Origin of the sequence: Siculibacillus lacustris (genome assembly GCF_004328075.1) — a bacterium.
Lineage (GTDB): Bacteria > Pseudomonadota > Alphaproteobacteria > Rhizobiales > Ancalomicrobiaceae > Siculibacillus > Siculibacillus lacustris.
Genome location: NZ_SJFN01000005.1, coordinates 55,387 through 68,617, shown reverse-complemented (window position 1 = coordinate 68,617; position 13,231 = coordinate 55,387). Strand labels below are relative to the sequence as shown.

At 68.0% G+C, this 13,231-nt stretch carries 10 protein-coding genes; 8 read left to right on the top strand and 2 right to left on the bottom strand.

The annotated features are described in order from the left end of the window. Nucleotides 1-54 precede the first annotated feature (54 nt). Both EYW49_RS04900 and EYW49_RS04895 read right to left on the bottom strand, forming a co-directional pair. The gene (locus EYW49_RS04900) at nucleotides 55-702 is read right to left on the bottom strand and encodes a carbonic anhydrase (RefSeq protein WP_131306802.1); all 648 of its coding nucleotides are present in this window, start codon (nucleotides 700-702) and stop codon (nucleotides 55-57) included. Between the two features lie 41 nt (nucleotides 703-743). Next, nucleotides 744-1,691: a threonine/serine dehydratase gene (locus EYW49_RS04895; protein ID WP_131306799.1), complete on the bottom strand. Its 948-nt coding sequence runs from the start codon at nucleotides 1,689-1,691 to the stop codon at nucleotides 744-746. A 275-nt stretch (nucleotides 1,692-1,966) separates the two neighbouring features. Here EYW49_RS04895 and EYW49_RS04890 point away from each other — a divergent pair, with 275 nt between their 5' ends. The 8 genes from EYW49_RS04890 (at nucleotide 1,967) to lpdA (ending at nucleotide 13,202) form a co-directional block, all read left to right on the top strand. Then, nucleotides 1,967-2,356, top strand: coding sequence for a hypothetical protein (locus EYW49_RS04890; RefSeq protein WP_131306797.1), 390 nt, complete (start codon nucleotides 1,967-1,969; stop codon nucleotides 2,354-2,356). Between the two features lie 118 nt (nucleotides 2,357-2,474). Next, nucleotides 2,475-3,680 (top strand): cell division protein ZapE, encoded by a 1,206-nt coding sequence (gene zapE / locus EYW49_RS04885; protein ID WP_131306795.1) that lies wholly within the window; start codon nucleotides 2,475-2,477, stop codon nucleotides 3,678-3,680. Between the two features lie 213 nt (nucleotides 3,681-3,893). After that, nucleotides 3,894-4,856: a malate dehydrogenase gene (gene mdh, locus EYW49_RS04880; RefSeq protein ID WP_131306793.1), complete on the top strand. Its 963-nt coding sequence runs from the start codon at nucleotides 3,894-3,896 to the stop codon at nucleotides 4,854-4,856. 280 nt (nucleotides 4,857-5,136) lie between these two features. Beyond that, a complete protein-coding gene (gene sucC / locus EYW49_RS04875) occupies nucleotides 5,137-6,333 on the top strand; it encodes an ADP-forming succinate--CoA ligase subunit beta (RefSeq protein ID WP_131306791.1) in 1,197 nt (398 codons plus the stop codon). Between the two features lie 3 nt (nucleotides 6,334-6,336). Continuing rightward, nucleotides 6,337-7,215, top strand: a complete 879-nt coding sequence (gene sucD / locus EYW49_RS04870) for a succinate--CoA ligase subunit alpha (RefSeq protein ID WP_131306789.1) — start codon at nucleotides 6,337-6,339, stop codon at nucleotides 7,213-7,215. A 274-nt stretch (nucleotides 7,216-7,489) separates the two neighbouring features. Further along, nucleotides 7,490-10,465: a 2-oxoglutarate dehydrogenase E1 component gene (locus EYW49_RS04865; RefSeq protein ID WP_131306788.1), complete on the top strand. Its 2,976-nt coding sequence runs from the start codon at nucleotides 7,490-7,492 to the stop codon at nucleotides 10,463-10,465. An 80-nt stretch (nucleotides 10,466-10,545) separates the two neighbouring features. Further along, nucleotides 10,546-11,778, top strand: a complete 1,233-nt coding sequence (gene odhB / locus EYW49_RS04860) for a 2-oxoglutarate dehydrogenase complex dihydrolipoyllysine-residue succinyltransferase (protein ID WP_131306787.1) — start codon at nucleotides 10,546-10,548, stop codon at nucleotides 11,776-11,778. Nucleotides 11,779-11,795: 17 nt separating this feature from the next. Further along, complete coding sequence (gene lpdA, locus EYW49_RS04855) at nucleotides 11,796-13,202, top strand: dihydrolipoyl dehydrogenase (protein ID WP_131306785.1); 1,407 nt, start codon at nucleotides 11,796-11,798, stop codon at nucleotides 13,200-13,202. Nucleotides 13,203-13,231: the final 29 nt, after the last annotated feature.

The window sequence follows — 13,231 nt, the reverse complement described above, 5'->3', positions numbered from 1 at the left end:
CCGCGGCGGGACCCTTTTATCGGGGCCGCGGCGGCGCTTCAACGGGGAGGGGCGTCAGGCGGCGGTCGGGGTGTCGAGGCGGATCCACTCGCCCGAGGGCTCGTCGAGCACGTGGAGTTCGCCGAGCGCGATGTCGAACCAGGCGCCGTGCAGGGTCAGGCGGCCGGAAGCCTCCAGCGTCTCGACACAGGGAAAGGTGCGCAGATTGGCGAGGGAATGGGCGATCGCCAGATGCTCGAGGCGGGTCGGCTGATCCTCGGGCGCGATGGTCGGATCGCAGCGGCAGGCGGCGGCCGGTTCCTCGAGCAGCGAGATCCACTTGCCGATGAAGTCGCCCGGCGACAGCGGGGTCGAATCCTTGGCGAGCGCCGCGGCGATGCCGCCGCAGCGCCCGTGGCCCATCACCACGATGTGGCGCACCCGCAGGCCCATCAGGGCGAACTCGAGGGCGGCGGAGGTGCCGTGATACTCGCCGTCCGGCGCATAGGGCGGCACCAGATTGGCGACGTTGCGGGCGACGAACAGCTCGCCGGGCGGGGCGTCGAAGATCAGCTCCGGCGCGGCGCGGCTGTCGCAGCAGGCGACGATCATCACCTCCGGCGTCTGGCCGGCCTCGGCGAGGTGGCGGTAGCGCTCGGTCTCGGTGAGCCAACGGCCGGCGCGGAAGGCGGCGTAGCCCTTCATCAGACGCTGCGGAAGCATGGGCGATCTCCGGTTGCGGGCCGCCGACGGGCGGAGGTGGATCAGCCGACGAGAGCGGCGAGGGCGGCGAGGTCGACGTTGCCGCCGCAGACGAGGACGCCGACGCGTTCGCCGGGACGAGGGACATAGGCGCCGGCGAGGAGGGCGGCGAGCGCGGTGGCGCCGCCGGGCTCGGCGGCGATCCGCAAGGTGGTCCACAATCGCATCTGCGCTTCGACGATGGCGCTGTCGGGCACCAGCAGGCAGTCGGCGACGTGGTCGGTGGCGATGGCGTGGACGAGATCGCCGACCCGTTTGGCGCCGAGGCTGTCGACGGCGATCGATTCGATCTCGACGTCGACCGGGCGGCCGGCGGCGCGTGCCGCATGGAGGGCGCAGCTGCCCTGCGGCTCGACGGCGATCACCCGGACGCGGCCGGAGAACCACAGCGCGGTGCCGGCGACCAGGCCGCCGCCGCCGGCCGCCACCAGCACGGTGTCGAGGCCGTCGGCGTCCTCTTCCCATTCGCGCGCCACGGTGCCCTGGCCGGCGATGGTGTAGGGGCTGTCGAAGGGATGGATCTTGAGCGCGCCGGAGGCCTCGGCGTGGGCGTCGCAGAGCAGGGCGGCATCGGCATAGCGGTCGCCTTCGACCACCACGTCGGCGCCATAGGCGCGGATGCGCTCGATTTTCACCGGGCTGGCCACGGTCGGCACGAAGATGCGGGCGCGGTGGCCGAGGCAGGCGGCGGCATAGGCGACGGCGGCGCCGTGATTGCCGCCCGAAGCGGCGGTGACGCCGACCGCGGGAACCGAACGGGCGATCAGATTGTTGAAGGCTCCGCGGGCCTTGAACGATCCGGTGTGCTGGAGCAGCTCGAGCTTCAGCGACACCGGCTCGGCGAGACCGAAGGCGGCGCCCTCGACCATCGTCACCGGGGTGCGGCGCACATGGGGGGCGATCCGCGCATGGGCCGCCTCGACGGCGGAGGGGCTCAACAGTTCGGCCATCGCTGCGGTCTCCGACTGGGCCGATCTCGGTGGATCGCCGTGGTTCGCATAGCCGATCGCGACGGCTTCGCCAAGGGAGAAGCCGGAGGCGAGCCGGTCGCGGCGGTGTTCGCCGGGTCGATTCGACGAGAAATGCTGCAGTGCAACATGACCCTATCGCATTGCACAGAAATCCTGTATCTTCCGCCGCTGGTGAGGTGCGAACCCGACGCCACGGCGACCGCCCCGCGGGCGGTACGAGAGGCAGCCACCACGCGTGGCGGACGGAGAGCGCGATGTATGGGCACGGCATGAACGGTTTCGGCGCATCCTTCGCGGCTCTGACGCGCCTCGGCGAGGCCTATGGCGAGATCGCCGCCCTGGCGCCGCGGGTGGTGGCGCTGCGCACCGACGCCGCCATCGGGGCGATGACCCGCCCGTCGGCGATGGCCCCGGACGAGCCGCTCAGGATGATCGTCGAAAAGTTCGATGCCTTGATGGAAGGCGCGATGGCCGCGACGCTGGAGGCGGGTCTGGCGGTCGGCCGCGGTTTCGCCGGCCAGGGCGATCCGATCGCGGTGATGTCGGGCATCGCCACCGCGGCGATGGCGCCGACCCGCCACCGCCTGCGCGTCAACCTCGCGCGGCTCGATCGGCCGAACCTCCCGGCGCTCGCCGCGGAGTGAGCGTGCGCCGCGTCCGACCTATTCCCACTTTGACTCGACGCGCGTCCCTCGCTACCCGTCGCGAGGGCGAACGGCGGTCGTGATCGGGCGGGCCGCCGCCGACGGGGGCGGACGCGGCATGGCGACCAACGAAGAGAAGACCCACACGGTCGAAGGGCTCTATCGGGCGCAGGTGGCGACCGGCGAGCTGTCGATCGATCCCGCCCAGGTCAAGCTGGCGCGCCGCCTCGACCAGCTCGACGAGCAGATCTTCTGCGCCGATCTGGCGGTCAAGGGCTCGGCGCTCGGCTGGCTGTTCGGGCGCAAGGCCGAGAAGCGCGAGGCGATCCGCGGCCTCTACGTGTGGGGCGAGGTCGGCCGCGGCAAGACCATGCTGATGGACCTGTTCTTCGAGGTCTCGCGGGTGGCGCGCAAGCGGCGCGCCCATTTCCACGCCTTCATGGCCGATGCCCAGGACCGCATCCATCGCGCCCGCCAGGCGATCCTCGCCGGCACGCTGAAGGGCGACGACCCGATCCGGCCGGTGGCGGTGGAGATCGCCGCCGAGACGCGGCTGCTGTGCTTCGACGAATTCGCGGTCTACGACATCGCCGACGCGATGGTGCTCGGGCGGCTGTTCGAGAACCTGTTCGATCTCGGCACGGTGGTGGTCGCGACCTCCAACGTGGCGCCCGAACGGCTCTACTGGGACGGGCTCAACCGGGCGCTGTTCCTGCCGTTCATCGGTCTGCTCGGCCGCCACGTCGACGTGGTCGAACTGTCGGCGGCGACCGACTACCGGATGGAGAAGACCGACGGCGACGCGGTGTGGTCGATGCCGCTCGGGCCGGAGACCGATGCGTCGATGGAGGAACGGTGGTTCCGCATCACCGGTCATCGGCCGTCGCAGCGCGAGGCGATCCCCTTTCGCGGTCGCTCAATCGACGTGCCCCAGGCCTGCGGCGGTTTCGCGCGCTTCGACTTCGCGGAACTGTGCGACCGGCCCTTGTCGGCGGCCGACTACGTGCAGATCGCCCGGCGCTTCCACACCGTGATGATCGAGCGGATCCCGGCGCTCGACGGCGACCGGCGCAACGCCGCCAAGCGGCTGATCAACCTCGTCGACGCCTTCTACGATGCCCGCGTCAAGGTGATCGCCTCGGCGGCGGTGGCGCCGGACGGCCTGTGGACCGGATCGACCGGGGCGGAGACCTTCGAGTTCACCCGCACCGTGTCGCGCCTGACCGAGATGCGCTCGACCGAATACGCCGCCGAGCCGCATCTGACCGGCGAGGGCGGGGCGGTCGGCGACGAGGACGAGGACGGCGGTTACATGGGGGCCTGACCCCCCTCTTCCGGAGGGTGCGGCGCGGTGCGCGGGCGATCCTTCCGAACCTGAAATCTCTTGCAGGAATGCCCGGATAGTGCCGCTTTTCCGGGCTCTTTCGCACTGCGTAATAAACCTTCGGCCGACTTGCACCCCCGTTCGGAACAGAGTATCGAACCCGACGACAGGATGTCGCAGCGACCTCCTCTCATTTGAAGGGAAACCTCTGAAATGGCGCGGAAAAAGATCGCCCTGATCGGGGCGGGTCAGATCGGTGGCACGCTCGCTCATCTCGCCGGACTCAAGGAACTCGGCGACATCGTGTTGTTCGACATCGTCGACGGCGTACCCCAGGGCAAGGCGCTCGATCTGGCCGAATCCTCTCCGGTCGAAGGCTTCGATGCCGGCCTCACGGGGGCCTCGAGCTACGAAGCGATCGCCGGTGCCGACGTCGTCATCGTCACCGCGGGCGTGCCGCGCAAGCCGGGCATGAGCCGTGACGATCTCCTCTCGATCAATCTCAAGGTGATGGAAGCGGTCGGTGCGGGCATCAAGCAGTACGCCCCCGACGCGTTCGTCATCTGCATCACCAATCCGCTCGACGCCATGGTGTGGGCCCTGCAGAAGTTCTCCGGCCTGCCGACCAACAAGGTCGTCGGCATGGCCGGCGTGCTCGACTCGGCGCGCTTCCGCTGGTTCCTCGCCGAAGCCACCGGCGTGTCGGTCAAGGACGTCCATGCGATGACGCTGGGCGGCCACGGCGACGACATGGTGCCGCTGGTGCGCTATTCGACGGTCGGCGGCGTGCCGCTGCCGGCGCTGATCGAGATGGGCTGGCTGACCCAGGAGAAGCTCGACGCGATCGTCAAGCGGACCCGCGGCGGCGGCGGCGAGATCGTCGCGCTGCTCAAGACTGGTTCGGCCTATTACGCGCCGGCGACCTCGGCGATCGCCATGGCCGAGAGCTACCTCAAGGACCAGAAGCGGATCCTGCCGGTCGCGGCCTACCTGTCCGGCCAGTACGGCCAGAACGGGCTCTATGTCGGCGTTCCGGCGCTGATCGGCGCCGGTGGCGTCGAGAAGATCGTCGAAGTGAAGTTCGACGCGACCGAGCAGGAGATGTTCGTGAAGTCGGTGGCCTCGGTCACCGGGCTGATCGACGCCTGCAAGCAGATCCAGCCGGCGCTCGCCTGAGCCGCCGGTTCGAACGGACTACCTTCGGCGTCCCTGGGAGGGGGCGTCTCACGGGAGCGGTCGATCGATGCGCGGGAGCCGGTTCATCCGGCTCCGATCCCCGGCGGGGTTTCCTCGTCGGGGAGGGAGGAACGCGCACCGTCTTCGAGCACCCGTCCGGCGATGGCGGCGGATCTCCGCGCGGGATCCTCGCCCATTGCATGCCGGACGAGGCGGCGCCGGTCCCGACGACCTCCGCAACGAAATTTTTCGAGGCCAAGAGTCGAGGCGAGACGGGGCGATGAACATCCACGAATATCAGGCGAAGGCTCTCCTTCGCGACTACGGTCTGCCGGTCTCGCGGGGCATCCCCGCGTTCACCGTCGACGAGGCGGTCAAGGCGGCCAAGGACATGGGCGGCCCGCTCTGGGTGGTCAAGTCGCAGATCCACGCCGGCGGCCGCGGCAAGGGCAAGTTCAAGGAACTGCCCGCCGACGCCAAGGGCGGGGTGCGGCTGGCCAAGTCGGTCGACGAGGTCAAGGCCTTCGCCAAGGAGATGCTCGGCCACACCCTGGTGACGGTGCAGACCGGTCCGGCCGGCAAGCAGGTCAACCGCCTCTACATCGAGGACGGGTCCGACATCGCCCGCGAGCTCTATCTGTCGGCGCTGGTCGACCGCGCCACCGGTTCGGTGGGCTTCGTGGTCTCCACCGAAGGCGGCATGGACATCGAGACGGTGGCCCACGACACGCCGGAGAAGATCCACACCTTCCACGTCGATCCGGCGGCGGGCTATCAGCCCTACGTCGGCCGCAACATCGCCTATGCGCTGGGCCTCGAAGGCAAGCAGATCAAGCAGGCGGTGAAGCTGGTCGGCGATCTCTATCGCGCCTTCGTCGAGAAGGACATGGCGATGCTGGAGATCAACCCGCTGATCGTCTCCAAGGAAGGCGACCTGCGCGTCCTCGACGCCAAGGTCAACTTCGATTCCAACGCGCTGTTCCGCCATCCCGAGATCGTCGCGCTGCGTGACGAGACGGAAGAGGACGCCAAGGAGATCGAGGCCTCGAAGTACGACCTCGCCTATATCGCGCTCGACGGCACCATCGGCTGCATGGTCAACGGCGCCGGCCTGGCGATGGCGACGCTCGACATCATCCAGCTCTACGGCGAGAGCCCGGCCAACTTCCTCGACGTCGGCGGCGGCGCCTCGGAAGAGAAGGTCACCGCGGCCTTCAAGATCATCACCTCCGATCCGCAGGTGAAGGGCATCCTGGTCAACATCTTCGGCGGCATCATGAAGTGCGACATCATCGCCCGCGGCGTGCTCGCGGCGGTGACGGCGGTCGGACTGAAGGTGCCTCTGGTGGTGCGCCTGACCGGCACCAACGAGGAGCTGGGCAAGCAGATCATCCGCGAGTCCGGTCTCAACGTCATCCCGGCGGACAACCTGGACGACGCGGCTCAGAAGATCGTCAAGGCCGTGCGGGGAGCGTGAACGATGTCCATTCTGGTCGACAAGAACACCAAGGTCATCTGCCAGGGCTTCACCGGCGCGCAGGGCACCTTCCATTCCGAACAGGCGATCGAGTACGGCACCCACATGGTCGGCGGCGTGACGCCGGGCAAGGGCGGCGGCTGGCATCTCGATCTGCCGGTGTTCGACACCGTGTGGCAGGCCAAGGCGGCCACCGGCGCCGACGCCTCGGCGATCTACGTGCCGCCGCCCTTCGCGGCGGACGCCATCCTGGAGGCGATCGACGCCGAGATCGCGCTGATCGTGTGCATCACCGAGGGCATTCCGGTGGCGGACATGATCAAGGTCGGCAAGGCGCTGAAGGGCTCCAAGTCGCGGCTGATCGGCCCCAACTGCCCGGGCGTGCTGACCCCCAACGAATGCAAGATCGGCATCATGCCGGGCCACATCTTCAAGCGCGGCTCGGTCGGCATCCTGTCGCGCTCCGGCACGCTGACCTATGAAGCGGTCAAGCAGACCACCGACGTCGGCCTCGGCCAGACCACGGCGGTCGGCATCGGCGGCGACCCGGTCAAGGGCACCGAGTTCATCGACGTGCTCGACATGTTCCTCAACGATCCGGAGACCGAGTCGATCATCATGATCGGCGAGATCGGCGGTTCGGCCGAGGAAGAGGCCGCGGAGTTCCTGACGGGCCATCCGATCAAGAAGCCGATGGCCGGGTTCATCGCCGGCGTCTCGGCGCCTCCGGGACGGCGCATGGGCCATGCCGGGGCGATCGTGTCGGGCGGCAAGGGCGACGCCAAGTCGAAGATGACGGCGATGGCCAAGGCCGGCATCCACGTGTCGCCGTCGCCGGCGCGGCTCGGCGAGACGCTGCTCGAGGCGATCAAGGCCAAGTGATCGAGAAACCGAGGGGGGCCGTTGGCTCCCCTCGGCGTTCGGCCTAGAACGGACGGGTACGGGAAGACACCGTCGGCGCCGATCCCGCGAGGGGCGGCGCGCCTCATCCGGGTCGGATGAACGGTGCTGCCGAGAAGAAACGAGCGGCGGTCGACGAACGATCGCTAATCGGTTCGATTTCGACGGGAACGTCGACCGATGGACAGGAGAGATCGCCCTCACGGATCGATCTCCAGCGAGACGAGGCGGGCCTTGCAAGGTTCCGGGACGCACCATGGATCGTGAAGACCAGAAGACGACTTCCTTCCTCACCGGCATCAACGCCGCCTATATCGAAGATCTCCAGGCCCGCTACGAAGAGAACCCTGCCTCGGTCGATGCGAGCTGGCGGGAGTTCTTCGGCGACCTGCAGGAGGATCGCGCCGGCGTCGCCAAGAGCGCCAAGGGTCCGGCCTGGAAGCGGTCGAACTGGCCGATCGTCGCCGGCGGCGAGATGGTGTCGGTGCTCGACAGCGACTGGAGCTGGCTCGAAAAGCAGATCAAGGACAAGCTGAAGGGCAAGGCGGCGGTCAAGGGCGTCGACCTCACCCAGGAGCAGACCCAGGCTGCGGCCCGCGATTCGGTGCGGGCGATCATGATGATCCGCGCCTATCGCATGCGCGGCCATCTCCATGCCCGGCTCGATCCCCTGGAGATCGCCGCGGAGAAGGACCACGAGGAGCTGCATCCCTCGTCCTATGGCTTCACCGAGGCCGATTGGGACCGCAAGATCTTCATCGACCACGTGCTCGGGCTCGAGTTCGCGACCGTCCGCGAGATGATCGAGATCCTGCGCCGCACCTATTGCTCGACGGTCGGCGTCGAGTTCATGCACATCTCCGATCCGGCCGAGAAGAGCTGGATCCAGGCGCGCATCGAGGGTCCGGACAAGCACATCGCCTTCACCCGCGAAGGCAAGCGGGCGATCCTGAAGAAGCTGATCGAGGCCGAGGGCTTCGAGAAGTTCATCGACGTCAAGTACACCGGCACCAAGCGCTTCGGTCTCGACGGCGGCGAGGCGCTGATCCCGGCGTTGGAGCAGATCCTCAAGCGCGGCGGCCAACTCGGCCTCAAGGAGGTCGTGCTCGGCATGGCCCACCGCGGCCGCCTCAACGTGCTGGCCCAGGTGATGGGCAAGCCGCATCGGGCGATCTTCCACGAGTTCAAGGGCGGCTCCTATGCCCCCGACGAGGTCGAGGGTTCGGGCGACGTCAAGTATCACCTCGGCGCCTCGTCGGACCGCGAGTTCGACAACAACCGCGTCCACCTGTCGCTGACCGCCAATCCGTCGCACCTCGAGATCGTCAATCCGGTGGTGCTCGGCAAGGTCCGCGCCAAGCAGGACCAGTTGGCGCCGCAGCCGCTCAACGGCACGTTCAATCTCGACGAACGGGCCTGCGTACTGCCGCTGCTGCTGCACGGCGACGCGGCCTTCGCCGGCCAGGGCGTGGTCGCGGAGTGTTTCGGCCTGTCGGGTCTGAAGGGTCACCGCACCGCCGGTTCGATCCACTTCATCATCAACAACCAGATCGGCTTCACCACCTATCCGCGCTTCTCGCGCTCCTCGCCCTATCCGTCGGACGTCGCCAAGATGATCGAGGCGCCGATCCTGCACGTCAACGGCGACGATCCGGAAGCGGTGACCTTCGCCGCCAAGGTGGCGATCGAATTCCGGCAGAAGTTCCACAAGCCGGTGGTGATCGACATGATCTGCTACCGCCGCTTCGGCCACAACGAGGGCGACGAGCCGGCGTTCACCCAGCCGATCATGTACAAGAAGATCCGCAATCATCCGACGACGCTGCGGATCTACTCGGACAAGCTGGTCGCCGAGAGCGTGGTGACCCGCGCCGAGGTCGACGAGTGGATGGCCGACTGGCGCAAGCATCTCGACATCGAGTTCGAGGCCGGGCAGGCGTTCAAGCCGAACAAGGCCGACTGGCTCGACGGTCGCTGGTCGGGGCTGAAGGCGGTCGGCATCCACGACGATTCCGATCGTCGCGGTCTGACCGGGGCGCCGGCCGAGGAGCTGCGCGAGATCGGCGCCAAGCTGACCGAAGTGCCGCCGGGCTTCAACGTCCACCGGACCATCCTGCGGTTCCTCGAGAACCGCCGTCAGATGATGGAGACCGGCGAAGGCATCGACTGGGCGACGGCGGAGGCGCTGGCCTTCGGCACCCTGGTCAAGGCCGGCCATCCGGTGCGCCTGTCGGGCCAGGACTGCGAACGCGGCACCTTCAGCCAGCGCCATTCGGTGCTCTACGATCAGGAGACCGAGGCGCGGTTCATTCCCCTCAACAACATCTCCGAGGATCAGGCCCGCTACGAGGTCATCAACTCGATGCTCTCGGAAGAGGCGGTGCTCGGCTTCGAATACGGCTATTCGCTGGCCGAGCCGAACGCGCTGACCCTGTGGGAAGGCCAGTTCGGCGACTTCGCCAACGGCGCCCAGGTGCTGTTCGATCAGTTCATCTCGAGCGGCGAACGCAAGTGGCTGCGCATGTCGGGCCTGGTCTGCCTGCTGCCGCACGGCTACGAGGGGCAGGGGCCGGAACATTCCTCGGCCCGCCTCGAGCGCTTCCTGCAGATGTGCGCCGAAGACAACATGCAGGTCGCCAACTGCACGACGCCGGCCAACTATTTTCACATCCTGCGCCGGCAGCTGCTGCGCGACTTCCGCAAGCCGCTGATCCTGATGACCCCCAAATCGTTGCTCAGGCACAAGCGGGCGGTGTCGAAGTTCGACATGCTCGCCGACGGGTCGTCGTTCCACCGGCTGCTGCTCGATTCGGCGGAGACCGGCAACGAACCGACGTCGACCAAGTTGGTTGCCGACGCCAAGATCCGCCGCGTGGTGCTGTGCTCGGGCAAGGTCTACTTCGACCTGCTCGAGGAACGCGAGAAGCGGGGAATCGACGACGTCTATCTGCTGCGCGTCGAGCAGTTGTTCCCGACGCCGGTCAAGTCGATGGTGCGGGTGTTGGCACGGTTCAAGCAGGCCGACGTGGTCTGGTGCCAGGAAGAGCCGAAGAACATGGGGTCCTGGTCGTTCATCGAGCCGTACCTCGAATGGGTGTGCGGTCAGGTGGGCGGGCCGACGAAGCGTCCGCGCTATGCCGGGCGCCCGGCCTCGGCGGCCACCGCGACCGGTCTGATGTCGCGGCATCTGGCGCAACTCGCCGCCTTCATGAACGACGCCTTCGCGGCGTGACGATCCCCGAGCCCGTCGGGTGGCCGTGAAGGTCGCGCGACCGGGACGACCGAAACGAACAAGACGAAGAGACGACGATCATGGCGATCGAGATCAAGGTTCCGACGCTCGGCGAGTCCGTCACCGAAGCGACCATCGCGAAGTGGTTCAAGAAGCCGGGTGAGGCGGTCAAGGCGGACGAGCCTCTGGTCGAGCTCGAGACCGACAAGGTGACGGTGGAAGTGCCGGCGCCGTCGGCCGGGGTGCTGGAGGCGATCGTCGCCAAGGACGGCGACACCGTCGGGGTCGGGGCGCTGCTCGGCACGATGATCGCCGGTGGCGCCGGCTCGGTCGCGGCCCCCGCCGCCGCCGCGCCGGTCGCGGCCGCCGCTCCCGTCGCCGCCGTGGCGGTGGCGTCGTCGACCACCATGCCGCCGGCGCCCTCGGCGGCGCGGCTGATGGCCGACAGCGGGGTCGGCGTCGACGCCGGCTCCGGCAAGCGCGGTCAGGTGCTGAAGGGCGACGTGCTGTCGGCGATCGCCTCCGGCGCCCGCCCGGCGCCGGTCGCGGTGCCCGCTCCGGCGGCGCCGATCGCCCCGATCACGGTGCGGCCGCCCTCGCTGCCCGACGACGCGGCCCGCGAAGAGCGGGTGCGGATGACCAAGCTGCGCCAGACGATCGCGCGCCGGCTCAAGGAAGCGCAGCAGACCGCGGCGATGCTGACGACGTTCAACGACGTCGACATGACCGCGGTGATGGCGCTCAGGGCTCAATACAAGGACACGTTCGAGAAGAAGCACGGCGTCCGCATCGGCTTCATGGGCTTCTTCGTGAAGGCGGCGGTCGCGGCGCTGAAGGACGTGCCGGCGGTCAACGGCGAGATCGACGGCCAGGACGTCATCTACAAGAACTACTACCACATCGCGGTGGCGGTCGGCTCCGACAAGGGCCTCGTGGTGCCGGTGGTGCGCGATGCCGACAAGCTGTCGATCGCCGGGGTCGAGAAGGCGATCGGCGACTTCGGTCGCCGAGCTCGCGACGGCCAGCTCAAGATGGAGGAGATGCAGGGCGGCACCTTCACCATCTCCAACGGCGGCGTCTACGGCTCGCTGATGTCGACGCCGATCCTCAACGCGCCGCAGTCGGCGATCCTGGGGCTGCATCGCATCGAGGACCGCCCGGTGGTGCGCAACGGCCAGATCGTCATCCGGCCGATGATGTACATGGCGGTCAGCTACGATCACCGGATCATCGACGGCAAGGAGGCGGTGACCTTCCTCGTCCGCATCAAGGAGATGATCGAGGATCCGCAGCGCCTGGTGATGGACATCTGATCGGGGGACTACGGACAATGTCGACCATCTACGATCTCGTCGTCATCGGCACCGGACCGGGCGGCTACGTCTGCGCGATCCGGGCTTCGCAGCTCGGCCTCAAGGTGGCGGTGGTGGAGAAGCGCAAGACCCACGGCGGCACCTGCCTGAACATCGGCTGCATTCCGTCGAAGGCTCTGCTCTACGCCTCCGAACTGTTCGACGAGGCGGGCCACGAGTTCGCCCATCTCGGCATCAAGGTGCCGACGCCGGAGCTCGACCTGCCGGGCATGATGAAACACAAGACCGACGTCGTCGATTCCAACGTCGGCGGCATCAACTTCCTGTTCAAGAAGAACAAGATCGACGTGTTCCACGGGATCGGCTCGATCGTCTCGAAGGGCAACGTCGGGGTTCAGGCCGACGACGGCACCAACCAGGTGATCGAGACCCGCTCGATCGTGGTGGCGACCGGCTCGGACGTGGCGCGGCTGCCGGGCATCGACATCGACGAGAAGGTGGTGGTGTCCTCGACCGGCGCGCTGGAACTCGACAAGGTCCCGGCCAAGCTGATCGTGGTCGGTGCCGGAGTGATCGGCCTCGAGCTCGGCTCGGTATGGCGGCGGCTCGGCGCCGAGGTGACCGTGGTCGAATATCTCGACCGCATCCTGCCGGGCATGGATCTGGAGATCTGCAAGGCCTTCCAGCGCATCCTGACCAAGCAGGGCTTCGCCTTCAAGCTCGGCACCAAGGTGACGGCGGTCGAGACGACCGCGAGCGGCGCCAAGGTATCGCTGGAGCCGGCGGCCGGCGGCGCGGTCGAGACGATCGAGGCCGACGTGGTGCTGGTGGCGATCGGCCGGGTGCCCTACACCGACGGGCTCGGGCTCGAGGGCGTCGGCATCACCCGCGACGGCCGCGGCCGGATCGAGGTCGATGCGCATTTCCAGACCAAGGTCCAGGGCATCTATGCGATCGGCGACGTGATCCGCGGGCCGATGCTCGCCCACAAGGCCGAGGACGAGGGCATCGCGGTGGCCGAGATCCTGGCCGGCCAGCACGGGCATGTGAACTACGACGTGATTCCCGGGGTGGTCTACACCATGCCCGAGGTCGCTTCGGTCGGCCGCAGCGAGGAAGAGCTCAAGGCGGCGGGCGTCGACTATGCGGTCGGCAAGTTCAACTTCGTCGCCAACGGCCGCGCCAAGTCCCAGCGCCACACCGACGGCTTCGTCAAGGTGCTCGCCGACAAGGCCACCGATCGCGTCCTGGGGGTGCACATCCTCGGCGCCGGGGCCGGCGAGATCATCCACGAGGCGGCGGTGCTGATGGAATTCGGCGGCTCGGCCGAAGATCTGGCGCGCACCTGCCACGCCCATCCGACCCTGTCGGAAGCGGTCAAGGAAGCGGCGATGGCGGTCGACAAGCGGGCGATCCACATGTGAGCCGCCTCCGGCCACGGCCGATCGATCGA